The organism is Thermococcus sp. M36 (genome assembly GCF_012027355.1).
Lineage (GTDB): Archaea > Methanobacteriota_B > Thermococci > Thermococcales > Thermococcaceae > Thermococcus.
The window spans coordinates 73,066-95,746 of record NZ_SNUH01000001.1 but is presented as its reverse complement, the minus strand read 5'-3'; the positions used below and the strand labels follow the sequence as shown (position 1 = coordinate 95,746).

The 22,681-nt window shown below is 54.5% G+C and carries 27 protein-coding genes; 15 read left to right on the top strand and 12 right to left on the bottom strand.

The features are described 5' to 3' along the window. Window positions 1-48: 48 nt before the first annotated feature. Genes E3E36_RS00500 through E3E36_RS00490 form a run of 3 tightly spaced genes read right to left on the bottom strand, consistent with a single transcriptional unit; the run spans window position 49 to window position 2,130 of the window. A complete protein-coding gene (locus E3E36_RS00500) occupies window positions 49-480 on the bottom strand; it encodes a hypothetical protein (RefSeq protein ID WP_167893510.1) in 432 nt (143 codons plus the stop codon). Beyond that, on the bottom strand, window positions 477-773 hold the full coding sequence (locus E3E36_RS00495; RefSeq protein ID WP_167893509.1) for a NitrOD5 domain-containing protein: 297 nt from the start codon (window positions 771-773) through the stop codon (window positions 477-479). Before E3E36_RS00495 ends, E3E36_RS00500 begins: the two co-directional genes overlap by 4 nt. After that, on the bottom strand, window positions 766-2,130 hold the full coding sequence (locus E3E36_RS00490; RefSeq protein WP_167893508.1) for an ATPase domain-containing protein: 1,365 nt from the start codon (window positions 2,128-2,130) through the stop codon (window positions 766-768). Before E3E36_RS00490 ends, E3E36_RS00495 begins: the two co-directional genes overlap by 8 nt. Window positions 2,131-2,266: 136 nt before the next feature. Here E3E36_RS00490 and E3E36_RS00485 point away from each other — a divergent pair, with 136 nt between their 5' ends. Continuing rightward, entirely contained in the window at window positions 2,267-2,947 is a 681-nt protein-coding gene (locus E3E36_RS00485; RefSeq protein ID WP_167893507.1) for an aspartate/glutamate racemase family protein, read from the top strand. A 39-nt stretch (window positions 2,948-2,986) separates the two neighbouring features. Then, window positions 2,987-3,280 (top strand): MazG nucleotide pyrophosphohydrolase domain-containing protein, encoded by a 294-nt coding sequence (locus E3E36_RS00480; protein WP_167894649.1) that lies wholly within the window; start codon window positions 2,987-2,989, stop codon window positions 3,278-3,280. Between the two features lie 5 nt (window positions 3,281-3,285). Here E3E36_RS00480 and E3E36_RS00475 read toward each other — a convergent pair whose 3' ends face one another. Together E3E36_RS00475 and E3E36_RS00470 are read right to left on the bottom strand one after the other, a co-directional pair. Next, entirely contained in the window at window positions 3,286-3,432 is a 147-nt protein-coding gene (locus E3E36_RS00475; protein WP_162840164.1) for a hypothetical protein, read from the bottom strand. Then, window positions 3,425-4,606, bottom strand: a complete 1,182-nt coding sequence (locus E3E36_RS00470; protein WP_342764361.1) for an MFS transporter — start codon at window positions 4,604-4,606, stop codon at window positions 3,425-3,427. Before E3E36_RS00470 ends, E3E36_RS00475 begins: the two co-directional genes overlap by 8 nt. Window positions 4,607-4,715: 109 nt before the next feature. Between E3E36_RS00470 and E3E36_RS00465 the strand changes: the two genes are divergently transcribed. Next, the gene (locus tag E3E36_RS00465) at window positions 4,716-6,137 is read left to right on the top strand and encodes a TldD/PmbA family protein (protein WP_167893506.1); all 1,422 of its coding nucleotides are present in this window, start codon (window positions 4,716-4,718) and stop codon (window positions 6,135-6,137) included. Window positions 6,138-6,147: 10 nt separating this feature from the next. Continuing rightward, on the top strand, window positions 6,148-7,470 hold the full coding sequence (locus tag E3E36_RS00460) for a TldD/PmbA family protein (RefSeq protein WP_167893505.1): 1,323 nt from the start codon (window positions 6,148-6,150) through the stop codon (window positions 7,468-7,470). Between the two features lie 98 nt (window positions 7,471-7,568). Here the strand turns inward: E3E36_RS00460 and E3E36_RS00455 are convergent, their stop codons facing one another. After that, window positions 7,569-8,774 (bottom strand): MFS transporter, encoded by a 1,206-nt coding sequence (locus tag E3E36_RS00455; protein ID WP_167893504.1) that lies wholly within the window; start codon window positions 8,772-8,774, stop codon window positions 7,569-7,571. Window positions 8,775-8,960: 186 nt separating this feature from the next. Here E3E36_RS00455 and E3E36_RS00450 point away from each other — a divergent pair, with 186 nt between their 5' ends. Further along, entirely contained in the window at window positions 8,961-10,262 is a 1,302-nt protein-coding gene (locus tag E3E36_RS00450) for an MFS transporter (RefSeq protein ID WP_240911741.1), read from the top strand. A 27-nt stretch (window positions 10,263-10,289) separates the two neighbouring features. Here the strand turns inward: E3E36_RS00450 and E3E36_RS00445 are convergent, their stop codons facing one another. From E3E36_RS00445 to cobB, 6 genes are read right to left on the bottom strand one after another with little or no spacing between them, the layout of a single operon-like run. Further along, window positions 10,290-10,757, bottom strand: coding sequence for a COG2426 family protein (locus tag E3E36_RS00445; RefSeq protein WP_167894646.1), 468 nt, complete (start codon window positions 10,755-10,757; stop codon window positions 10,290-10,292). After that, the gene (locus E3E36_RS00440; protein WP_240911740.1) at window positions 10,750-11,400 is read right to left on the bottom strand and encodes a phosphatase PAP2 family protein; all 651 of its coding nucleotides are present in this window, start codon (window positions 11,398-11,400) and stop codon (window positions 10,750-10,752) included. The genes E3E36_RS00445 and E3E36_RS00440 overlap by 8 nt, the downstream gene beginning before the upstream one ends. Before the next feature lie 37 nt (window positions 11,401-11,437). Continuing rightward, window positions 11,438-12,019: an ASCH domain-containing protein gene (locus tag E3E36_RS00435; RefSeq protein ID WP_240911739.1), complete on the bottom strand. Its 582-nt coding sequence runs from the start codon at window positions 12,017-12,019 to the stop codon at window positions 11,438-11,440. Then, window positions 11,976-12,704, bottom strand: a complete 729-nt coding sequence (locus tag E3E36_RS00430) for a TIGR02253 family HAD-type hydrolase (RefSeq protein WP_167893503.1) — start codon at window positions 12,702-12,704, stop codon at window positions 11,976-11,978. The genes E3E36_RS00435 and E3E36_RS00430 overlap by 44 nt, the downstream gene beginning before the upstream one ends. A 35-nt stretch (window positions 12,705-12,739) precedes the next feature. After that, the gene (locus E3E36_RS00425) at window positions 12,740-13,150 is read right to left on the bottom strand and encodes a DUF3783 domain-containing protein (protein ID WP_167893502.1); all 411 of its coding nucleotides are present in this window, start codon (window positions 13,148-13,150) and stop codon (window positions 12,740-12,742) included. Further along, window positions 13,150-13,902 (bottom strand): NAD-dependent protein deacetylase, encoded by a 753-nt coding sequence (gene cobB, locus E3E36_RS00420; RefSeq protein ID WP_167893501.1) that lies wholly within the window; start codon window positions 13,900-13,902, stop codon window positions 13,150-13,152. Before cobB ends, E3E36_RS00425 begins: the two co-directional genes overlap by 1 nt. Before the next feature lie 147 nt (window positions 13,903-14,049). Between cobB and E3E36_RS00415 the strand changes: the two genes are divergently transcribed. The 10 genes from E3E36_RS00415 to E3E36_RS00370 all read left to right on the top strand — a co-directional run bounded on the left by E3E36_RS00415 (window position 14,050) and on the right by E3E36_RS00370 (window position 22,676). Then, the gene (locus E3E36_RS00415; protein ID WP_167893500.1) at window positions 14,050-15,234 is read left to right on the top strand and encodes an aromatic amino acid transport family protein; all 1,185 of its coding nucleotides are present in this window, start codon (window positions 14,050-14,052) and stop codon (window positions 15,232-15,234) included. A gap of 106 nt (window positions 15,235-15,340) precedes the next feature. Next, entirely contained in the window at window positions 15,341-16,630 is a 1,290-nt protein-coding gene (gene glyA, locus E3E36_RS00410) for a serine hydroxymethyltransferase (RefSeq protein ID WP_167893499.1), read from the top strand. Window positions 16,631-16,969: 339 nt separating this feature from the next. Next, window positions 16,970-17,482: an immunoglobulin-like domain-containing protein gene (locus E3E36_RS00405; RefSeq protein WP_342764360.1), complete on the top strand. Its 513-nt coding sequence runs from the start codon at window positions 16,970-16,972 to the stop codon at window positions 17,480-17,482. Between the two features lie 49 nt (window positions 17,483-17,531). Then, window positions 17,532-17,960, top strand: coding sequence for an immunoglobulin-like domain-containing protein (locus E3E36_RS00400; RefSeq protein WP_167893498.1), 429 nt, complete (start codon window positions 17,532-17,534; stop codon window positions 17,958-17,960). A 62-nt stretch (window positions 17,961-18,022) separates the two neighbouring features. Next, window positions 18,023-18,355, top strand: a complete 333-nt coding sequence (locus E3E36_RS00395) for a transcription factor S (protein WP_167893497.1) — start codon at window positions 18,023-18,025, stop codon at window positions 18,353-18,355. Then, on the top strand, window positions 18,352-18,516 hold the full coding sequence (locus tag E3E36_RS00390) for a hypothetical protein (protein WP_167893496.1): 165 nt from the start codon (window positions 18,352-18,354) through the stop codon (window positions 18,514-18,516). Before E3E36_RS00395 ends, E3E36_RS00390 begins: the two co-directional genes overlap by 4 nt. Window positions 18,517-18,518: 2 nt before the next feature. Next, window positions 18,519-19,268: a DNA polymerase sliding clamp gene (locus E3E36_RS00385; protein ID WP_167893495.1), complete on the top strand. Its 750-nt coding sequence runs from the start codon at window positions 18,519-18,521 to the stop codon at window positions 19,266-19,268. A 44-nt stretch (window positions 19,269-19,312) separates the two neighbouring features. Further along, window positions 19,313-19,882, top strand: coding sequence for a hypothetical protein (locus E3E36_RS00380; RefSeq protein ID WP_167893494.1), 570 nt, complete (start codon window positions 19,313-19,315; stop codon window positions 19,880-19,882). Window positions 19,883-19,893: 11 nt separating this feature from the next. Beyond that, window positions 19,894-21,804 (top strand): molybdopterin-dependent oxidoreductase, encoded by a 1,911-nt coding sequence (locus E3E36_RS00375; RefSeq protein ID WP_167893493.1) that lies wholly within the window; start codon window positions 19,894-19,896, stop codon window positions 21,802-21,804. A 221-nt stretch (window positions 21,805-22,025) separates the two neighbouring features. Beyond that, entirely contained in the window at window positions 22,026-22,676 is a 651-nt protein-coding gene (locus E3E36_RS00370; RefSeq protein ID WP_167893492.1) for a peroxiredoxin, read from the top strand. Window positions 22,677-22,681: the final 5 nt, after the last annotated feature.

Genomic DNA, 22,681 nt, shown 5'->3' with positions numbered 1-22,681 from the left:
AGTTTTTCCTTCGATTCAGGACGGTTACCAGCCGCGGGAACAGGGCTATCAGGTTGTGGGTGCCGCCCGTATTCCGTAGAAGTCGAGGCCCAGGAGCAGGACGAGGGTCTTCCTCTGGAGGCTTCCGGTTATTTCAAGCAGTCTGCCAACGATGATCTCAGGATCCGTTGTCAGTATCCTTTTCGTGGGGCCATATTGATCTTCAAGGAAGGAGTTGACTGACACCAGGGTCGAGCCGTTGAATATATCGTCCACAAAGTCCGCACCGAAGATGGCCTCCGCGTACTTCCTCATGGTGTGGTATCCGTCGTAGAATGAAACCACCATTATGTCATCGTAGGCCTCCCGCATGCTGTGGAGGAAATTCATCATGATTACCTCGATGTCGCTCCCCAGCTCGTACTGTATCAGGGTAGGGCTTATAACACGGGTAGCGTTGAGCACGAGATGCAAGGGGTCGGCATCCTCCACCCGCATCACCCGTACACCGTTTTAAGGTACTCCACGAGGTCTTCCAGCGTGCTAAAGTCCGCCTTCATGCCGAGGTTCTCCCTGAAGTAGCCGATGATTATCATCTCCAGGAGCCTGGAGCTATACTCTCCGAAGAGCTTGGCGACCGACTCTTTGAACAGGGTGGGGTTGTTGTAGGCAAGCTCAAAGCCCTGCCCTGTGGTGCTCTTCAGGTGCAGTTCAAGGAGGTTCTTCAGTGTGGGGTTCGCCTTTTCGACGGAGTACACGACCGCCTTGACGAGAACCTTTCGGGCTTCATCCATATATCTCAATCCCCCTTGGTGTTATCTCGTACCTGTATATCCTCCTTGAATGATTTGAGCTCCTGGCTTTGATTATGGCCAGCCTGCGTTCTATCGTGTCGTTTACGATGGCGTATTTGAGTCCCAGTATGTTGTCCGCAAGGGTGCTGGCCCTGGTGTGGGGGACGACCTCAAAGTTCGTCTCCGCGTTCAGCGTTACGTATGCCGCGATGTTGTGCTCCTTGACCATGAGGCCGAGGTACCTCACCATCTTGGAGAGTTCGTCCGGATCCATGTGCTCCCTCAGGGCCGTCAGGCTCTCCAGGACAAGGACGTCCGGCCGCTCATCCTCAATGAGCTGTTTTACCCGTATAAACGTGTGGACCGGGCTCTTTGCCTCCGGGACCCACCCTACGAGCTTGAGGTTTTCCTTCAGGGCATCGTCAATTGGCAGCCCGTAGCCCCTGGCCGCCCTCTTGAGCTGGCCGATGGGCTCCTCGAAACCTATGTAAAGGGCCTTTCTGCCCAGGAGTGCGTTTGCCACCGCAAAGTGCAGGGAAAAGGTGGTCTTCCCTGTTCCAGTCATCCCAACGATGAGTGTGACGGAACCGCGGTACACCCCTCCGTCCAGGAGCTCGTCCAGCTTGGGAATGCCCGTTGTTACCTTTTCGGATGTCGAGTCCCTCCTGGTCATTACCAGGTCGGGAACTTCCAGGAACTGTATCCCCCTGCTGGTTATCACGTATTCGTACTGGGCCTTTTCTATGGCCCTGCGCCTCATCTTTGGTATCTCCATTACCCTGCGGACAGTTTCCCCTATTTTGTGGTACCTGAGCAGGATAACGCCGTCTACGACGAATTCTTCCACGCCGTAACCGATTACACCGCGCCCCAGGGGCTTCTCCGCCACGAGCAGGGTCACGGCCCCAAAGGATTTGACGAACCTTCCGAGCGTTGTGTGGAGGAACATCCTGGTCTTCTCAACCCCAAGGAGCTGTGCAAAGGCGCTTATAGAGTCTATGACTATTCTTCTTGGCCGGAATGTGAGTATCTCCCCCATTATGAGCTCGATCTCTTTTTCGATGGTCTCAGGGGTTACGGTTATGAGGTCAATGAACCTGAATAGGCCAGAACGCTCCATCTCCTCAAAGTCCATTCCAAGGCGCTTCATTTCATCATAGTAGTCCTCCTTGGTCTCGGCAAGGGAGACGTATATCGCCTTTTCACCGTACTTTGCCATCCCGTTGTAGAGGAACATGGAGCTGAAAATCGTTTTCCCCGCTCCGGGCTCTCCTGCCACGAGTATTGTCGAACCTGGGGGGAACCCGCCCTTAACGATGCTCTCATCAAAGAATCTGACGCCCATTTTCGCGGACATGTTGACCACCGGACCGCTCATCCGTCCTTCCGGCCCAGTGTACTCAGGACGGCTTATGAACCTTTGCATTTTCGCAGAACTATTGTAAAATCGAAACCCTCATAAACCCCAAAAGCCTTTCTCTTTGGGGATTTGCATGAAGAGGATAGGCATAATCGGCGGAACGACCCCGGAATCAACCTGTTATTACTACAGGAAATACATAGAGATAAGCAGGGAGAAGTTCGGCCCCTTCACCTTCCCGGAGCTCATAGTCTACTCGATAAACTTCGAAGAGTTCAAGAACAATCCCCGCGGCTGGGAGGGGAGGAAGGAGATACTCATAAAGGCCGCAAAGGCCCTTGAGCGGGCAGGAGCGGAGATCATCTCCCTTTCCGCAAACACGCCCCACATAGTGTTCCCCGAGGTTCAGAGGGCCGTCAGCGTACCGATGGTCAGCATAATAGATGCCCTGATAGAGGAGATGAAGCGCAGGGGCGTTAAGAGGGTTCTCCTCCTCGGCACCAAGACCACAATGACGGCGGACTTCTACAAAGATGCCCTCAAGGAGGCAGGCTTTGACGTGATTGTTCCCACGGAGGATGAAATCGACAGAATAAACGATATAATCTTCGGAGAGCTCGCCTTCGAGAACCTGCGGAGCAGGCCGTACCTGATCGAGCTCGTGGAGAGGTACGCAAAGGCGGAGGGCATCGAGGGGGTAATCCTCGGCTGCACCGAGCTGCCGCTGGCGATAAAGCAGGGCGACGTCTCCGTCGAGATCTTCGACACGGCAGCAATCCACATGAGGAAGCTCATTGAGCTGGCGGGCGAGTGATTTTTAAGCCCTTTTCTTCCCCCTTCACCGGTGAGGAAAATGGAGATCGGGGAATTTCAGAAGCTTATCCACGACATTTACTTCCACAAGGACTCGAAGCGCGGGGTTGATAAGACCTTTCTCTGGTTCGTCGAAGAAGTTGGAGAGCTGAGCGAGGCGATAAGGAAGAACGACAGGAAAGCGATGGAGGAGGAGTTTGCAGATGTTCTGGCGTGGCTCGCGAGTTTGGCGAACCTCCTCGGGATAGACATCGAGGAAGCAGCAAAGAAGAAGTACCCCGGCGTCTGTCCCTACTGCGGCAACAACCCGTGCACATGCGAGGAGAAGTTTTGAGGGCCTCAGGATTCGAGTTCTCTCTTCGCTTCTTCCCAGAGAATTCCGTCCTTTAATGTCTCCTCTTCAAGTCTCGCAAGCTCCTTGGCTTCTTCCTCGCTTATCTCTTCCTCTTCAAGTTCCTTCGCCTTTAGTTTGAGGAGTTCAAGCATGTCCTGAAGACTGCTGTAAATCCTTTGCATTCTTTATAAAAGCTAGAATTCCCAGTCCCAAAAATAATGCCGACACGAGAAGGATTCCCCTCATTATCCCGACATAATCAAAGAGCTGGCCAAGAACAAGGTTGAGAACCCCGTTGGCAACCGCGGCCGTGAGGGAATAGAGGGAACCAACGGTAGCCCTCTTCTCATCAGGGATGGCACTCTGAAACCTTCCCTGCCACTCCTTAAACGCCTGTGAGAATATAAAAGTTCCGAGAACCAGCGTGGCAAATCCCAGCCAGCCGTTCAGCCCGGCGAGAAACGACAGCAGAGGAATGATGATTCCCGCATAGGAGTAGATTCGTTTTCTTGTGCCATCACCTGCGTCAAAATACCACGAGGCACTGTTAATGGCCATGTAAAGTGCCATAATCCATGAAACCGCCAGAACCGACGCTAGGAACCCGTAGAAGTAGAGCTGCATAAAGGCGGTGAAAAGGGTCAGAGATAGGCCCATGATGTTCGCGTAGATAAAAAGCCACCGGACATCCCGGGAGTTCCAGACGAACCTCAGGCTCTCAAGCAGGTGACGACCGTACGAAAGGCCACTTCTCGCAGTGTCTCTGGGGATCGTTGCGAGAATTAGGAGTGAGGTCAGTATAAATGGCGCACTCAGGATTATGGGCAGCCTCATGCCATACACGTCTGCCAGGACTCCTCCCACAAGGGTTCCAGCAAAACCCCCAACTGTCTCAAAAGCCCTTAATCTACCGTAGGCCTTTGGATACTCATGTGCCCTTCCATCCTCTTTCAGCAGCTCATAGAGCCAGCCGGTCTCGGCACCTGTGGCAAAGGCCGTTGAAAGCGCGCTTATGAGGGTAGCGAGAAGAAGGTCGGCGAAAGAACCGGCCGAGTAGAGCAAGAGGAGAAACAGAAGGGAAAGAGTCCTCGCCATCAGGACGCTTGTCTTCTTCGAAACCTTGTCCGCCACGATTCCGGTCGGAACTTCGAGGAAAGCCACAAGAAAAAGCATGGTTCCCATCAGCAGGCCAATCTGCCCCTTGGACAGACCCAAACTCTGGAGGTAGACCTGATAGAAGCCCGTATAGAGGGCCAGGTAAAGGAACCCGGCGAGGTAGAAGCGCTTAACGTAGTCCATTGCAACCCTCCCTTGTTTTAGCTCCACAAGCATTGGAAAATCCTGCGATTAAAGTCTTTTTTCGACCGCCATCTTAACGGAAAGACTTTTATACTTCCGGACGCACTATTCTATGCAGTAAACCGAGGTGATGTGCATGCATGAACTCGTAGAGTTCGCCGTTGAGAAGGCCCTCGAACTGGGGGCGAGCTACGCGGAGGCGCGCTTCGAGGAGAAGAACGGCACTTCTTTGGCAATGAAAAACGGAAATCCCGAGGGGCTGGAGATTCTGGCCGACAGGGGCATGGGAATAAGAGTCCTCGCCGATGGGGGCATGGGCTTCGCTTCAACCAACGTCCTCACTAAAGAGAGCGTCGCCGAGGCGGTCAAAAAGGCGGTTAAGCTCGCAAAGGCGGCCTCCAGGGTGAGGAACGAGCCGATAGTTTTCAGCGATGAGGACTTCCATGAGGTCTACTACGAGGTCAAGATGAGGAAGGACTTCCGCGATGTTTCGCCGGAGGAGAAGATGGAGCTCCTCAGGAAGGTCGAGGAGGAGGTAAAGGCAACCGGGGTAAACGTGCCGATGCGCTATCTCGGCTATTCCGATCAGGTGTGGCACAAGATAATAGCCAACAGCGACGGGGCCTTTATCGAGAGCATCATTCCTAGGGTCTCGGTGACCTACAACCTCGTCGTTTTCGAGAACGGCCAGATGGAGCAGGCACCCTTCGTCCAGAGGGCTTTCTCCGGCGGCTTGGAGCTCATCGAGAAGGACGAGCCGTGGAGCTGGGCGGTGAAGGACGTCCAGGCCCTCAAGAAGCTGATCTACGAGGGCAAAAAGCCGCCTGAAGGCAAGGTTGACCTGGTCATAAGCCCCGAAGTGGCCGGAATAGCCGTCCACGAGAGTGTCGGGCATCCATACGAGGCCGACAGGATATTCGGAAGGGAGGCCGCTCAAGCAGGAGAGAGCTTCGTCAAGCCGGACATGCTCGGCGAGAGGATCGGAAGTGAGGCCGTTACCGTCATCGAAGACCCGACTATACCGAACAGCTGGGGCTTCTACCTCTACGACGATGAAGGAGTAAAGGCCCGCCCGAGGTACCTTATAAGGAACGGAATCATCACCGAGTTCCTCATGAACAGAGAATATGCCGCAAAGCTCGGACAGCGCTCCAACGCCGCGGCCAGAGCCATCAACTACAACCGCGAGCCCATAGTGAGGATGGCCAACACCTACCTCGCGCCCGGTGACTACTCCTTCGAGGAGCTCATCGAGGACATCAAGCTCGGCGTCTACATGGTGAGCTTCAACGAGTGGAACATCGACGACCGCAGGTATCAGCAGAGATACATTGGCAGGGAAGCCTACCTCATCGAGAACGGCGAGATAAAGCACCCTGTCAGGAGGCCGATACTCGAGATAACCACGAAGGCGCTCTGGAGCAGCGTCGATGCCGTTGGCAAAGAGATCGAGATGTTCCCGGGAACCTGTGGTAAAGGCGAGCCCGGGCAGGGCGTGCCGGTCTGGATGGGCGGAGCGCACGCGAGGCTTAGGGACATACCGCTGAGGAGGCCGTGAGGTGGTGGGGATGTTCGACGTTAATGAGTTCATCCTTAAGAAGGCCAAAGAGCTCGGCTTCGGCGACGTCGTGGTCTTGGGTTATGAAACCAACCGCAGGCAAGTTCGCTTCGCCAACAACGAGATAACCGTCGCCAAGAACTGGCACGAGAGGAAGGTCGAGCTCTTCGTGGAGCTGGAGAAGAGGGTAGCTGGTACAACTATAACCGAGCTGAGCGAGGAGAACATCGAGAGGACTTTGAAGACTCTCCTGAGCAACATGAAGGGAATGGCGCCGAAGGAGGACTACTACGGCATCGCTGAAGGGCCGTTCGAGTACAGAGATATTCCGGAGACCTTTGATAAGGCGATAGTCGAGCTCGACGAGCCAAACGAGTACGTTGAGAGGGCAATCAATGCGGCACTTGAGGAGGGAGCTAAGAGGGTGGCGGGCGTTCTCTACACAGACCACAACAGGCTCTACCTCACCACGAGCAACGGCGTCGAGGCCTTTGACGAGGGAACGGGAATAGAGATAAGCGTTAGAGCCTTCATCGGCGACCTAGAGAGCGGACACGGAACGAATTCGGTGAGGGTTCTCAAGAAGTTCGATCCAGAGTCAGCCGGCAGGAAGGCCGGTGAGATTGCAAAGCTCGCCCAGAACCCGGAGCAGGGGCCGGAAGGAAAGTTCGACGTCATATTTGACCCCTTAGCCTTCGCCAATCTGCTGAGCTACATGAGCTTCATGACCTCAGCCTACGCTGCTGAAGCTGGCTTCTCCTTCCTAGTTAACAAGCTTGGCCAGAAGGTGGCGAGCGAGATAGTGACCATCAAGGACGTCGGCAACATGCCGAACGGTTATGGCACGAGGAAGTTCGATGACGAGGGCGTCCCCACGAGGGAAACGACCATCATCGAGGGCGGAACCTTCAAGACCTTCCTCCTCAACACCAGCATGGCGAGGAAGTACAGGGCAGAAACCACCGGCAATGCCGGCCTGATAATGCCGCATGCCTGGAACATCCTGCTTGAGCCCGGCGACTACACCAAGGAGGAGCTCTTCAGCGAGGTCAAGAAGGGCATATACATCACCAACGTCTGGTACACCCGCTTCCAGAACTACGTCGCTGGCGACTTCTCCACGATACCGCGCGACGGAATATTCCTCGTGGAGAACGGAGAGCTTAAGCCGATAAGGAACATCCGCGTGAGCGACAACTTCCAGAGGATTCTTGAGGGAATCAAGGCCCTCGGAAAGGAGAGCTACCACATCCACTGGTGGGAGGTCAGGACGCCCGTCTCAACGCCTTACGTGCTCGTGAAAGACGTTGGTATAACCAGGGCGACGAAGTGATGCTTTCCCTTTCTTTTTGCTGGGCGCATGATGTACATTTTAGTTCGTACTCCATTTTGGGATACCAATCCCCAATTTCCTTTTGTTGGAGCGGTAGATCAGAGTTCTTCCGCCAGATGCCTCAGCTCCAGCGGCTCCCTGAGGGGGCCGAAGCTTGCAAGCTTGAAGGCCGCACCAATACCCAGCAGAATTATTGAGAAGAGGAGTCTCGCCTTCCCCAGGCCGAGATTATCCACTGCAAAGCCGTAGACTGCATAGAAAGCCGCCATAACCATCGCGGAGAGCATCATGTCAAGGGACAGAACCGTCGCCCTCTTTTCACTCGGTATCCTGTGCTGGAACTCGACGGAGATATTGAAGCCAAAAGCGGTGTTCACAAGGGTCGCGAGGACTCCGAGAAGGACAACAAAAAGCGGGCTCTGGAAGAGCACCGAGAGGGCTGTAAAAACCGGAATCGCGAGGGGTGCTATTTCATAGGCCCTCACGCTCCACTCCTTCCCCAGCCTAATCCCGATGAGCCGCGGAAGGGTCTTAATCAAAACCTCAGCGATGCCGAGCAGTCCAAGGGTCCCCATGAGCGTCGTTCCAAGGCTCCTCGCGAGCATCTCGCCGAGGTAGGGCTCGAAAAACTTGCGGAACTGGTTGATGGACATGGATACGGCGATTGATACGAGAATCAGCGGGAGAAGGTCGTTCCTGAGGAGCTCTCTGGCGGAATGAAGCACGTGGAGATGGTAAGAAATCTCTGGCTTCTTGAACTTGTACTCGGGAATTGAAATGGCCACGAAAAGTGTACCCAGCTCCATGATGAGCGTCAGGAGGAGAGGAAGGGTAAAACCGTAGAGCTGGGCGAGAAATGCCCCAATGGGTATCGAGAAGGCCGACGATACCAGCGTCAGGGTTTTAACGTCCTTCATCACCTCCCGGTACCTGCCTTCCAGGCCAAGATGCTTGAGGTTGTCGAAGAGCCAAGCCTGTAGGCTGCCGCTGGCGAAAGTTGCCCCGAGGGAGGAAACGACGGCGTAAGCTATGAGCATGGGAAAGTTCTGGAGAAGAATGAGGATAACCGTGCCAAGGGAAAAGAGGGCCATTCCAATCAGCACGCTGGTCTTCCTGCTCACCTTGTCAGCCACCACACCAGTCGGAACCTCGAAGAGGAAGAATCCCAGAGCTGAGACCGCACTCACAAGGCCGATCTGGCCGTAGGTGATGCCCTTCGAGAGGTAGTAGATGACCGTGAGGTTCCCGATGAAGCCCGTGTTCATGAGAATGAAGAGAAGCCTGTACCTCCCCAGCAGGTCCATCTCACCACCCGAGATAGGAAGTTGCTCGCCCGAAGAATTTAAGGTTTTTGAATGACGCAACGGCCATAATCTCTAGCATTAAGGAACCTAGAGTCACATTACTTTCCGAAACCTTCAGATAATTGCCCAAATCTGCGTAACAAGATGGGACGGCCGAGAAAACGCTTAAAAACTTCTTCACGTATCTTGAAACCGGGTGATAGGAAGATGGAGGTCATAGAGAACTCCCGGTTGAATAAGTTCCACTACACCCTCCTCGCGATCCTCGGGACAGTGTGGGCCTTCATAGCGGTCAACACAATCGCGGCTAGCTTCGTCATAGCGCTCCTCAAGAACGACCCCGCCTTCGAGGGGAGCCTAGCAAAGCTCGGCTCCCTCGGTTCGGCGGCGCTCTTCGGCATGCTCTTTGGGGCGTGGCTCTTCGGCTACCTCGCGGACAGGATTGGACGAAAGAAGACGCTTACCCTTGCAGTTGCCACCTTCTCCATCGGCTCGATAGTCAGCTCCTTCGCTGGAAATCTCGACACCCTCATAGCCCTGCGCTTCATCGTCGGCCTCGGCCTCGGCGGCTCCCTGCCGGTTGCAAGCTCGTACTTCGCCGAGTTCATGCCCCGCTCGATAAGGGGCGCGATGATTTCAATCCTTGAGAGCTTCTGGGCGGTAGGCACGATAATCATAGGCGTAGTTGCGATTCTCGTCAAGGCCGACTGGAGGAACATACTGCTCTTCGGCGGCGCGATAATACTTATTCTGCCACTCCTCCTCACGCTCCCGGAGTCGCCCCGCTACCTGCTCATCAAGGGAAGGGTTAAAGAGGCCGAGGAGACCATCAGGGAGATATTCGGGGTGAAGGTTAAACTTGAGAGGCCAGAGGAAGAAAAGAGAATCTCGGTCGGAGATCTCTGGAGGAAGTACGGAAGAACGACCCTCATGCTCACGATAGCCTGGTTCAGCATAGCCTTCGCCTACTACGGCTTCTTCATTTGGCTCCCGAGGTTTCTGGCCTCGACCCTTGGAATCACCGTCTTCAGGAGCTTCCAGTACTTCATTATCACCGCCATCGCCCAGCTGCCCGGCTACTGGAGCGCCGCTTACCTCCTTGAGAGGATTGGGAGGAAGAAAACCCTTTCCTACTACCTCCTGCTTTCGGGAATAGCGGGCGTCGGCTTCTACTTCGCGGCTAACTCAGGCAACGAGACGGCGATAATCGCGAGCGCTATAGCCTTCAGCTTCTTCAACCTCGGAGCTTGGGGTGCGATATACGCCTACACGCCGGAGCTTTACCCAACAGCCGTCAGGGGCACCGGCACCGGCTGGGCTGGGGCAATGGCAAGGATAGGCGGGGGAATCGCGCCGATCTTGGCCGGCAAGATAATGGAGCTGAGCGGAAGCGCTTTGGCGGTGCTCGTCATTGCAGTGGTGGCAATAATCGGCGCGCTGGATGTTCTGGCGCTGGGAGAAGAGACGATGGGGAGGGAGCTGGCTTAAATCTCTGTTTCATTTTTTCAGTTCCCATCACGAAACCCCGAAGATCCCGAGACTGGGCACAAGCGTTATCGCCATACTTAGGAGTCCTCCGAGGATCAAGGCGGGAACGGTCATTCTCTTCTCGATGTCAAGCAGGTAAGCGGCCAGAGCCCCCGTCCATACGCCAGTTCCGGGAAGAGGTATGGCGACAAAGATTGTTAACCCGAGGAATCCCCACTTCTCAACGTATGGGTGGGCTTTTCTCCTCACTCGCTCGATGTAGTACAGATAGAGCCTCGCGACCTTCTCCAGCGGCGTTTTCTCCAGCCAGAGCATAAGTCTGTCTATGTAGGGCAGGGTCATCGGCAGAACTAACGAGAGTAGCAGAACACCGAGGCCAGCCGCCAAGAGCGTCTCCCACAGAGGATAACCTTTACCTATGCTGTAAACGATAGCGTATCTTCCCTCGAATGTGGGAACCAAGGACAGGATGAAAACCTCAAGGATGTTATTCAATGTCAAACACCTCCAGTTTGAGCTTTTTGACTATTGCCCTGTAGTGGGAAAGCCACCAGTTTTCGGTGATCTCTACAACCATGCCCACCCAAGGGCCAAGTATGAAAGCGAAGAGAACATCGCTGAACCAGTGCACGTGAAGTAGCAGTCTTGAAAAGGCAACTAAAAGGGCATAACCCCACCAGATAAGTTTGTATTTGGGGAAACGCTCACTCAGGAAACACGCCAGAATAGAAGCTCTCGCTGTATGTCCCGAGGGGAAGGCGAAATAATCAGCGTTTAACAGGGCTTGGAAGAATGGTAAAGATAGAGGAGCTTCATCTGGTCGTGGCACCGCAGTTAAGACTTTCAAAACGCCTACAATTGCCATGCCAAGAAAGATCGAGACTATGAAATTTAAAGTGGAACGGCTTAGCTTCCTGCTTCTTCTGAGGTCCCATAATACGAAGAGAAGAACATAAACCGCAAAAATTCCGAAGCTGGCAGAATCTGTGATTAGAGTTATCCAAAGGGAGTCCACAAATGGAGTGTGGGCATATACATATGTGTTAATATCGCCCAATAAACCAAGAAGCTGGGCTATAAAGATTACAATGAGCATGCCCGTGAGTATCCCAAGCTTCCTTCTCTCGTTCATAGGCATGGAGAAAAGAACGGAAATACATAGATAAAGCTTTTCCTTAGATGATGCCAGCCCCGTAGAGCGCATGATAGGCCTTGAGCAGCGCCTGCTGGACTTTTTTCGGTCCGAAGGTTCTAACTGCCCTTCCAAGGCCCTCGTTGTATATCCTGCGCAGTATGAAGTCAGTTTCGCGGCTTAGGTTGACCTTCTCCTGATTTTCAAGGTAGAGTCTCGCTATCTCCCTCGGTTCACGGTAATTGAGGCCCTTGAGCCACTTGAGGGGTATTCCGTCCTCGAAGCGCTTGATGACTTCAAAGCCTATTATCGTAACCTCGTCGTCACCGTAGAGCTCCCCGTAGATTTTGCTCAGCTCCCTGACGAGTTCCCTGACGTCAGAAAAACCGTCGAGCCTAGCATCTTCGTTGGTGAGCTCATTAACTTTCTTTTTCTCGACGCGGGTTATCCTGACCTTGGCTATGGCGGTGTCGCTCGGCGTGATGACTAGGTAAATCTCGCTTCCAGGCTTGGCCTCGTAGTCCCCATACCTTATCGTTGTGACCTTGTCTCCCCTGAGGATCCTTGATTTGTATGCGCTGTCAATCAGCATGAACTTCCTTATCTGCACGCTCTTTCCCTTCAAGGTTCAGCCCCCTGACTATCTCCGGAACTTCTTCCAATGACTTAATCGTGAAGTCTGCGTATTCCAGGTACTCCAGCTCCCTGTCGGCGTACTTCCCGTATTTAAACCACACGGTTATCATCCCGACCTGCTTCGCGCCGTAGATATCTGAATACAGCCTGTCGCCGACCATTACCGCCTCCTCGGGCTCAACCCCCATCTTCCTAAGGGCCTTTTTGAATATTTTCGGATGGGGCTTCTTGACGCCGAGATGGTCGGAGATGAAGACTTTGTCGAAGTATGCGTCGAGTTCGAGGCGGAGTATCTTCTCCCACTGCTTTATGGGGTCGCCGTCGGTGATTATCCCGAGCCTGTAGCCGGCCCTCTGGAGGTCAAGGAGGACCCTTCTCACACCTTTCACGGTTCTGAGGTAGGCGAACTTGGTGTTGTGGTAGGAGATGACGCCGGCGGCAACAAGCTTTGGGTCGTAGGGAACCTCTAATCGTCGGAGCAGGTAGTCAAAGTGCCTCGAAAAGTTGCTCCCGTACTCGCTTATTAGCTCCAGCAGTTCTTGGTAAGCGGTATCAAAATCGACGGGCAGGCCGTGGCGTACCATGTTCTCTATGGCGTTCCGCCTAGCCATCTCGGCCAGTCTGGTTGTGTCGACGATCGTATCGTCCAGGTCAAAGAACACGACCTTTATCATCCCTTCACCCACCGCACTCTACTCGTTCAAGATATTTAACCATTGCCGATGTCTAGGAAGGGCCCCCTTCTCTTTTCGGCCTCCTCCCGTGCCCAGCGCAGGGCCTTGAAGTACTCGTCCTCTTTGATAAGTTCGTTTAGAAGGTCTTCAAGCCTCCAGGTGAGGGAAGTCTCGGTTGTCGTGGCAAAGATTATCCTGCCGAGGTTTAGCCCCTTGACGGCCCTTATGACACCCTTAATTGCCTCGTTGTCCAGGCCATGCATTATGACGAACTTCCTGAGGTGCCAGTCGCTTGAGCCGCTCAGCTCCCCGGCCTTTTCAACGATTTCGCTGACCACCCAGTCCCGGCAGTACTCCGGAACTTCAACAACGTCCATATCCTGGAAGGCCCCTTTAACGGCCTCCACCTCGCTCCGGCCAAATCCTATGAGCAGAACCTTTCCCATCAAATCAGCCTCCTGACCCTTTCTATCAGCTTTTCCATTGCTTCTCCGGCTGAACAGCGCAGGAAAACGTCGGCTATGGGTGTTATTCCGCTCTCATCAGGGTTGATCTCAATCACCTTTCCGCCGGTCTCCTTGACTATCTGCGGTATGTATGCGGCGGGATAGACCACGCCACTCGTCCCGATGACGAGAACAAGATCCGCCCGCTCGGCCAGTCTGAAGGCCTCTTCTATGGCTTTCCTGGGCAGGGGTTCGCCGAACCACACAACGTCGGGCCTCAGGAGTGAACCGCAGCGGGGACACCGGGGAAGGTCCTTCTGGGCCAGAAACTCGTCGAGCCTCCCCGTCTCCTTCAGGTCTTCCCTGTAATCGCAGGAGGTGCACCTCACCCTGAAGATGTTGCCGTGGAGTTCGATGGGGTTTCTCGTTCCGGCCTCCCTGTGGAGGTCGTCAACGTTCTGGGTTATCACCGCCTTGAGAATCCCCATCTCTTCAAGCTCAGTCAGAGCGCGGTGGGCTTTGTTGGGCTTCGCTTTTCTTATCAGATCTATGCGCCATTTGTAGAACTCCCAGACTAGGTACGGATCGCGCTTGAACGCTTCAGGGGTGGCGAGTTCCTCTGGCCTGTGCTTCTTCCATAACCCGTTGAAGCCCCTGAACGTCGGAACGCCACTCTCGGCACTTATTCCGGCACCGGTAAAAGCAATCGCGAATCTTGAGCGTGCCAGCAGTTTGGCGGCTTCCTCTATCATGGTTCCAACTACTCGGCATTCCTTAAAAATCCTGCCGGGTGTTTAGGGAGGCGCAGAGGGTTCTCGAATAATCTTTGAGCCGGATCCCATATTTCCGTGCGAGGGTTTAAATTGTATTCATGTGCACATTTAATCGAGGTGAGAAAAATGCCCGTGTCGGAGGGAGTTAGGAGAGAGAAGGTTGCAACCTCGCATGGGAGGTATTATCAGGCAAGGCTAGCCTCCCAGCGCCGCAAGAAGCTCATTGTCATCCAGAACATCAGGAAGAGGAAGGGTGTGAGGGGCATACGCACAACCACCATAGGGGTGGATAAGGCACGCATAACAAAGAACGAGGCGCTCGCGATACTTGTTGGCACCCAGATAGGCGCCGGTGTACTGGGACTCCCCTACGCGGCCAGCAAAGTGGGCCTGATACCCGCCATTGGGGTTCTCCTCGGTGTGATGCTCCTCATGCTGGGCACGGCGTTCATAGTGCTCAAGTTCAGCGCTGAAATGCGTGGGGCCCAGATGAGCACCATCGCCCAGAGAACCCTTGGGAAAGCCGGCGGCTGGCTGATGTACCTGAGCGTGAGCCTGATGAGCTTCGGGGCCATCCTCGCCTATATAGCCGGAATGGGCCACGTCTTTGCGAGCCTCTTCGGGGTCAGCGATACAGTAGGGGCCGCAGTGTTCTGGGTTCTGGCCTCCATTGTTGTTTACAAGGGGCTTGAAGCCAGCGGAAAGACCGAGCTGATAATGAGCTACTTTATGCTTGCCCTCTTCATAGCAGTTACCGCGATGCTCTTCCCGCATGCGGAGCCAGAAAGGGGACTCTACGTCGAGTGGGGAGGTCTGCTGAGCATAACCGGCGTCGCCATCTTCGCCCTTGGATGCCACACGATCATTCCGGACGTTTACAAGGGGCTTGGGAGCTACGGGGAGACCAAAAAGGTGCTCGTGCTGGCATTCCTCATACCCACTGCAATCTACGCGATATTCATGGCCTCGTTCCTGCTCGTCTTTGGAAGAACCACCCCCCAGGTTGCCACTCAGGCGCTTGAGCAGATATACGGGCGCCTTGGCTGGCTTGTGGGCAACTTCATACCCCTGCTTGCCATAACGACGAGCTTCATAGGCATAGCCCTCGCCCAGCAGAGCAACAACGAGGAGTTCGTGAAGCTGGGCAGAAAAGCAGCGTGGGCGCTGACTGTTGTTCCCCCGGCGGCGCTCTACTTCGCAGGGGTGAGGAACTTCGCCGATGTCTTGGCCTTCGCAGGCGACACCGGCGACCTGATGGCCTTCATAGTGCTGCCGATACTCATGTGGCTGGCTGCGAGGCTCCGGAAGTGAGCCTTTCTGCCTCTTTTTCTGTATTGTGATGCACATTTCTGAACACGTGCACACATGAGGTAAGATTTATATTCCCCCCGTTCAAATCCCCATCGAGGTGTTTCCCATGGCTGAAGGATACAGAGAATACCGCGACAGGGTTATAGGTTTCTTGGAGGACCACGAGCACTGGAGGAGCCACACGATAAACCTCATAGCGAGTGAAAACGTTACCTCTCCGAGCGTCACCCGCGCGGTGGCTTCCGGCTTCATGCACAAGTACGCCGAGGGCTGGCCGAGGCAGCGCTACTATCAGGGCTGCAAGTACGTTGACGAGGTCGAGCTGATTGGAGTGGAGCTCTTCACCAAGCTCTTCGGAAGCGACTTTGCCGACCTCAGGCCGATCTCTGGAACTAACGCCAACCAGGCGGTCTTCTTCGGCCTCACCCAGCCGGGCGACAAGGCGATAGTCCTCCACACCAGCCACGGCGGGCACATAAGCCACATGCCCTTCGGTGCCGCCGGAATGCGCGGGCTTGAGGTCCACACCTGGCCATTCGACAACGATGAGTTCAACATTGACGTTGATAAGGCCGCCCATCTCATCCGCGAGCTTGAGCCCAAGATAGTCGTCTTCGGAGGTTCACTCTTCCCGTTCCCGCACCCGGTCAAGGAGCTCGCCCCGGTCGCCAAGGAGGTCGGCGCCTACGTTATGTACGATGGAGCGCACGTCCTCGGTCTCATAGCCGGAAAGCAGTTCCAGGACCCGCTCAGGGAGGGCGTTGACATAATCACCGCCTCCACCCACAAGACCTTCCCCGGACCGCAGGGCGGTGTCATAATCTACAAGCGCTTTGGCGAGACCGAGGAGATAGCCAAGCTCCAGTGGGCCATCTTCCCGGGTGTTCTCAGCAACCACCACCTGCACCACATGGCCGGAAAGACCATCACCGCTGCCGAGATGCTTGAGTACGGTGAGAAGTATGCTGAGCAGATAGTCAAGAACGCCAAGGCCCTGGCCGAGGCGATGGCCGAGGAGGGCTTCAAGGTCATCGGCGAGGACAAGGGCTACACCAAGAGCCACCAGGTTATAGTTGACGTTTCAGACCTCCACCCAGCGGCTGGAGGATGGGCTGCTCCTCTCCTCGAAGAGGCCGGCATAATCCTCAACAAGAACCTCCTGCCCTGGGACCCGCTTGAGAAAGTCAACGAGCCGAGCGGCCTGCGCATAGGCGTCCAGGAGATGACCCGCGTCGGCATGATGGAGGACGATATGAAGGAGATAGCGAGGTTCATCAGGCGCGTCCTCATCGACAAGGAGGACCCGAAGAGGGTCAGGCGCGACGTCTACGGATTCCGCGCCGAGTTCCAGAAGGTCTACTACTCCTTCGACCACGGCCTCCCGATGAGGGAGTGATTTCCGTTCTTTCTTCAATTTTGGTATGTAGTAATTGGGATTTTTCCAGCGTCCATTGAGGATATCTCCGCAAACTGGGTTACAGCATGAGTTATTTCCATATTTGGGAGGCATATGTCGGATTTTATTTTAGAAAAAGTTATAAAACAGCTCGCCCATGTCCCCAGATGGTGTTTGGCCACCGCAGTTATACATCATTGTGCTATCGAACGGCCGGACACCGCTGGCAAAGGCCGTCCCTCAAATAAGACGGGTCAAATAAGTGCTGAAATCAGAATCACTTCAATCCTTTTTGAAGTGCTGGCAAGCGTTAAAAGGATCGCACCCTATTTTTACACGGTGATTGCTGTGAAAAGGGTTGTTCCGCTGCTTCTTATCATCCTGTTGGTTCCTGTGGGATACTACATCGCCTCATCTGGAGGAGATGCCATGGAGGCCCCTTCCAGGGGGGAAGGAATAACGGACGTCCCCGCAAAGGACGGGCCAACAATTGTGGAACCTCCGAAGAACGGGGCAATAATTCTAAAACTTGACAAGACGGTTTACTTCCCCAGTGACACTATGACCCTAACGATAATCAACAACGCCAATATTAACGCCACCACAAGCTACCACTTCAAGCTCTACAAGCTGGAAGGCGGGGAGTGGAAGGAGGTTCCGGTGAACCTCATGTTCATAGAAATCGCCGTCGTAATCGAGCTCGGAAAGAGCTGGGAGCAGAAGGTAAAGCTCTCTGACCTTAGTCTCACACCGGGGCACTACAGGATAGAGAAGACCGTAGTGGTCACTGACCCGGTGAACAAGATGGCGATGGGGATCAAGGCGTGGGCAGAGTTTGAGGTCAAAGGGTGAAAGGCGAGAACGATGAAATAACGCTTTCCATAGGGTTCGAGGTGAAAGGATGATGTGGAAAACCGGGGCGGCACTCGTCCTCCTTACCCTTCTCATCTGGGGCCTCACCGGGCCGCACTTCTACGTGGAGCTTGACAGGGAAACATATCATCCGGGAGAAAAACCGGTTCTTACGATACGGAACACTGGACTGACACCGATTTATTTTGGCCAGGGCTACCTTCTCTACCGCTGGGAGAACGGCACGTGGGTTCGTGTCACGCAGGGGCTACTTTTCATCGCTGTTCTCCACGAACTGATGCCGTTCCACTCGTGGAGCCAGACGATTACCCTGAAATACCTCCCGGAAAACGAATCGGTTGGGGATCAGCGTTTCTACCCAGACTTGCCGCCGGGCAGGTATCGGCTTGTAAAGGAAATCTGCGGCCGGCCGGGGGGCTGCACGAACGCGAGCGTCGAATTCCAGGTACCTCCCTAACGGGGAGCAAAACTTTTTATTCTCCTCCGCATACCCAACCTCCGGCTGAAGGAGGTGAGGAGATGAAATTCTGCCCAGAGTGCGGTAACCTCATGCTTCCTGACAGGAAAAAGAAGGTCTGGGTCTGCCGCTCATGTGGCCATGAAGAGCCTTTTGACGAGCAGAAGGACAGGGAGAAGACGGTTATAAAACAGAAGGTCGAGCACAAGCCCGACGAGGGCATTATTATCGTCGAGCAGGACGTCAAGACCCTTCCGACGACCCGGGTGACCTGCCCCAAGTGCGGCAACGACACCGCCTACTGGTGGGAGATGCAGACGAGGGCTGGAGACGAGCCGAGCACGATATTCTACAGGTGCACCAAGTGTGGCCACACCTGGAGGGCCTACGAGTGAACGAGGTTGAGCGGGAAGTACTCAGGAAGCTCGCGGAGAAGGCCTTGAAGGAGCTTGAGGAGGCCTACCGGAGGATACCCGACACCGACAACGGAAAAGCTTATTTATTCCGCGGGAAAGAAAGGGTTAGGCTGATGCTCGATATATTAAAGGAGGGGTAAAGATGCCGTTCGAGATAGTTTTTGATGGTGCCAAGGATTTCGCCGATCTTATAGCCACCGCAAGCAACCTCATTGACGAAGCCGCCTTCAAGATAACCGAGGAAGGCATAAGCATGCGCGCCATGGACCCGAGCAGGGTCGTCCTCATTGACCTCAACCTGCCCGAGAGCATCTTCTCCAAGTACGAGGTCGAGGAAGAGGAAACTATAGGAATCAACATGGACCACTTCAAGAAGATACTCAAGCGCGGCAAGAACAAGGACACGCTGATCCTGAGAAAGGGAGATGAGAACTTCCTTGAGATAACCTTTGAGGGCACCGCCAAGAGGACCTTCCGCCTCCCGCTCATTGAGGTCGAGGAGCTTGAGCTTGACCTTCCGGAGCTCCCGTTCACCGCCAAAGTCGTCGTCCTTGGCGAGGTTCTCAAGGAGGCCGTTAAGGATGCCTCACTCGTCAGCGACGCGATAAAGTTCATCGCCACCGAGAACGAGTTCACCATGAAGGCCGAGGGCGAGACCAATGAGGTTGAGATAAAGCTCACCCTTGAGGACGAGGGTCTGCTCGACCTTGAGGTCGAGGAGGAGACCAAGAGCGCCTACGGAATCAGCTACCTCGCGGACATGATAAAGGGCATCGGCAAGGCCGACGAGGTCATAATCCGCTTCGGCAACGAGATGCCGCTCCAGATGGACTACCCCGTCAGGGATGAGGGCAAGCTCGTCTTCCTCCTCGCCCCGCGCGTTGAGGACTGACTTCCCCTTTCTCCATACTTTTGAGTCTCTAGGCTGGTGGGAGCGTGGACATAGTAAAGCTCAGAGAGCTGCTTGAGCAGGAACTGTCGTCACCGGATCTCACCGAGATAGATGGCGAGTTTTACAGGGAGTTCGACAGCCTAATCAAGGCGTTAAAGCTCAGCGCTGAGAGCTCCCGCGAGAGGGGGGAAGACATCGAAGAGCGCCTTTACCTTGCCCAGCTTGGAATAGCCGAGAGGCTTATGCGTGAGATAATCAAAATACGGCTCCATAAAATCGTAGATCTGGCCTTTGAGGGAGTTCCCTACGGGATGGCCGCCGAGGAAAGGAGGATTTTTGCGGTTCTGAGGGCGTTCATCGAAGGGGAAGGGGTTCCGGCGGAGGCTGCAGTGGATACAGAAAAGCCCCCCGAAACGCACCACGTGGAGGAGTCCCAGAAGAAGGCGCTCCCACTGGAGGCGTATATTATCAAAATGGACATCCCCAAAGTCCTGGGCCCTGAAATGAAGGAGTACGGACCTTTCAGGGCCGGCGACCTCGTGACGATCCCGGGCAGTATTGGACGGGTTCTGGTCGAGAGGGACGCCGCGGAGAGGGTCAAAATATCGCCGTGAGGTGCCACGTTATGCCCTTCTCCGTCTGCATGAGGGACTGCTACGACACCTGCTCGATGGTGGCCGAAGTCAAAAACGGAAGGCTCACAGTTAGGGGAAACCCCAAACATCCAGTAACGGCCGGCTTTCTCTGCCCCAAGGGTGCCCTTCTGCCGAAGTGGTTTCACGCAAAAGACCGCCTGAAAAGTCCGCTCATAAGAACCGACGAACGCGGAAGCGGTGAGTTCAGGGAAGCCACCTGGGACGAGGCAGTAAAGCTTGTGGCCGAAAGGCTGAGGGAGATAATCGAAAGGTACGGAAGCGAGAGCGTTTTAGTTTATCAATATGCCGGGGATAGAGGGGTTGTAAACTACGCCTTTCCGCTGAGGCTCTTCCATTATCTCAACACCGCCATGCTCGACTACGGCATCTGCGACAGGGCCGGACAGGAGGCTCTGAAGGACGTCTACGGAACCGCGATTGGTATGGACCCAGAGGAGCTTAAAAACCAGAGACTCATCGTTTACTGGGGCATCAACGCATTCTGGACGAACCTTCACGGCTTCGCCCTAGCGAAGAGACACAACCTCGAAATCTGGACGGTTGACGTCGTCAGAACCGAAACCGCCAAGCGCTCCGACAGGTTCTTTCAGATAAGGCCCGACACTGACGTCCTCCTTGCCCTTGGGGCTGCGAAGGTTATAATCGAGGAGGAGCTTTACGACAGGGACTTCGTGCACAAGAACATCTATGGTTTTGAAGAATTCAAGAATTATGTAAAAAGGTTATCGCTTGATTATATAAGCAGAGAGACTGGGATAAGCATTGAAGAGATAGAGGACTTCGCGAGAGAATTCGCCGAGAAAAGGGGCATCATCCACATCGGATACGGCTTCCAGCGTTCCCTTGCTGGGGGAGAGGCCGTAAGGGCGATAGCAATTCTTCCCGCTCTGGTGGGCCACCGCTTCGGCTTCATCTACGACATGAAGACCATAGACAAGTCCTATGCCGAGGGCGCTTTTCTGCGGACCAAACCCGCCAAGAAGATCCCTCAGATGAAGCTGGCCGAGTACATCGAAAGGGGAGAGATTAAGTTCCTTTACGTCTACAACTCGAACCCCCTCGCGAGCCTGCCGAACCAGAACAGGCTGAGGAAAGCGCTGGTGGAAAACGACGTATTCGTGGTTACACACGACATCTTCCTCACGGACACTGCCCTCTATTCCGATGTGGTTCTGCCCGCAAACACATTCTTTGAGCGCTTGGACATAGCGGACAGCTACTACCACCGCCACGTGGCTCTAAACGAGCCTGTTGCGAGGCTTTACGGGAAGAGCAACAGCGAGGTAACGAGGCTTTTGGCAAAAGCCCTCGGGATAAACAACCCCTACCTTTACGAGAGCGACGAGGAGGTCATCAAAAAGGTTCTAGAAATCAACGGTCTGAGCTGGGAGGAGCTGAAAAGGAAGGGCTTCGTTAAAATCCCGGAAAAACCAAGAAAATGGGAGACACCGAGCGGGAAGATCGAGTTCTTCTCCCAGCGCGCCGTTGAGCGCGGTCTGAATCCGTTCCCCGAGTACCAGAAGCTAGAAGGAGAGTACCCGCTGAGACTTTTAACGCCAACCCACAGGATGACGATAACGAGCCAGTACCACAACACCCATGGGATGATCGATCCAAGCCTCTACATCAACCCCACCGACGCTGGGCGGAGAGGTATCGAGAACGGTGACAGGGTTGAGGTGTTCAACGAGAACGGAAGGATCAGAACGGCGGCAAGGCTCACCGACGACATCCCACCCGGAGTCGTTCTGCTTTACAAGGCATTCTGGGCTAAGCTCCTTGGATGGAACGCCAACTTCCTGACGGCCGATGAAACCGTCGAAAAATACGGAAACGCTTCGGCGTATCATTCAACGTGGGTTGATGTGAGGAAAATTTGAACAATAAATTTCCCGCACCGTTGATTTTTTACAAACACTTTTCGCATTTTGGTTACAATTTGACAGTAAATTATGGAACTCCTTGATATCCGGTCGAGATGTCTTTCTGAGTTTTCGAATATCTGTCAATATATTCATGTTAAGCAAACCAAAAAGTTTATATATTCGAACTCATACGGTTTATAGTGAAGAAACCACAGAAAAAGAAGGGGTGATGAAAGATGGTCGTGATAGGAGAGAGGTTCCCGGAGGTCGAGGTTAAGACCACCCACGGTGTAATAAGGCTCCCGGACTACTTCACCGAGAAGGGCAAGTGGTTCATGCTCTTCAGCCACCCGGCCGACTTCACACCGGTATGCACTACCGAGTTCTACGCCCTCCAGAAGAGGGTCGACCAGTTCAGGGAGCTCGGCGTTGAGCCCATCGGGCTGAGCGTTGACCAGGTCTTCAGCCACCTCAAGTGGATGGAGTGGATAAAGGAGAACCTCGGCGAGGAGATAACCTTCCCGGTCATAGCGGATGACCGCGGTGACCTCGCCGAGAAGCTCGGTATGATCCCGAGCGGTGCCACCATCACCGCTAGGGCCGTCTTCGTCGTTGACGACAAGGGCGTCATCAGGGCCATCGTTTACTACCCGGCCGAGGTCGGCAGGGACTGGGACGAGATACTCAGGCTCGTCAAGGCCCTCAAGACCAGCACCGAGAAGGGCGTTGCACTTCCGCACAAGTGGCCCAACAACGAGCTCATCGGCGACCGCGCCATAATCCCGCCCGCGGCCAGTGTCGAGGACATCAAGGCCAGGAAAGAGGCCAAGGCCAAGGGCGAGATCGAGTGCTACGACTGGTGGTTCTGCCACAAGAAGCTTGAGTGAGCTTC

Bases quoted from the DNA above. Each gene is read 5' to 3' on its own strand.
- E3E36_RS00400 (WP_167893498.1), top strand. From the start codon at position 17,532: ATGATGTGGAAAACCGGGGCGGCACTCGTCCTCCTTACCCTTCTCATC.
- E3E36_RS00485 (WP_167893507.1), top strand. From the start codon at position 2,267: ATGAAGAGGATAGGCATAATCGGCGGAACGACCCCGGAATCAACCTGT.
- E3E36_RS00455 (WP_167893504.1), bottom strand. From the start codon at position 8,774: ATGGACCTGCTGGGGAGGTACAGGCTTCTCTTCATTCTCATGAACACG.
- cobB (WP_167893501.1), bottom strand. From the start codon at position 13,902: ATGATAGAGGAAGCCGCCAAACTGCTGGCACGCTCAAGATTCGCGATT.
- E3E36_RS00430 (WP_167893503.1), bottom strand. From the start codon at position 12,704: ATGATAAAGGTCGTGTTCTTTGACCTGGACGATACGATCGTCGACACA.
- E3E36_RS00415 (WP_167893500.1), top strand. From the start codon at position 14,050: ATGCCCGTGTCGGAGGGAGTTAGGAGAGAGAAGGTTGCAACCTCGCAT.
- E3E36_RS00490 (WP_167893508.1), bottom strand. From the start codon at position 2,130: ATGTCCGCGAAAATGGGCGTCAGATTCTTTGATGAGAGCATCGTTAAG.
- E3E36_RS00440 (WP_240911740.1), bottom strand. From the start codon at position 11,400: ATGCCTATGAACGAGAGAAGGAAGCTTGGGATACTCACGGGCATGCTC.
- E3E36_RS00395 (WP_167893497.1), top strand. From the start codon at position 18,023: ATGAAATTCTGCCCAGAGTGCGGTAACCTCATGCTTCCTGACAGGAAA.
- E3E36_RS00480 (WP_167894649.1), top strand. From the start codon at position 2,987: ATGGAGATCGGGGAATTTCAGAAGCTTATCCACGACATTTACTTCCAC.
- E3E36_RS00475 (WP_162840164.1), bottom strand. From the start codon at position 3,432: ATGCTTGAACTCCTCAAACTAAAGGCGAAGGAACTTGAAGAGGAAGAG.
- E3E36_RS00460 (WP_167893505.1), top strand. From the start codon at position 6,148: ATGTTCGACGTTAATGAGTTCATCCTTAAGAAGGCCAAAGAGCTCGGC.
- E3E36_RS00465 (WP_167893506.1), top strand. From the start codon at position 4,716: ATGCATGAACTCGTAGAGTTCGCCGTTGAGAAGGCCCTCGAACTGGGG.
- E3E36_RS00385 (WP_167893495.1), top strand. From the start codon at position 18,519: ATGCCGTTCGAGATAGTTTTTGATGGTGCCAAGGATTTCGCCGATCTT.
- E3E36_RS00375 (WP_167893493.1), top strand. From the start codon at position 19,894: ATGCCCTTCTCCGTCTGCATGAGGGACTGCTACGACACCTGCTCGATG.
- E3E36_RS00495 (WP_167893509.1), bottom strand. From the start codon at position 773: ATGGATGAAGCCCGAAAGGTTCTCGTCAAGGCGGTCGTGTACTCCGTC.
- E3E36_RS00425 (WP_167893502.1), bottom strand. From the start codon at position 13,150: ATGGGAAAGGTTCTGCTCATAGGATTTGGCCGGAGCGAGGTGGAGGCC.
- E3E36_RS00370 (WP_167893492.1), top strand. From the start codon at position 22,026: ATGGTCGTGATAGGAGAGAGGTTCCCGGAGGTCGAGGTTAAGACCACC.
- glyA (WP_167893499.1), top strand. From the start codon at position 15,341: ATGGCTGAAGGATACAGAGAATACCGCGACAGGGTTATAGGTTTCTTG.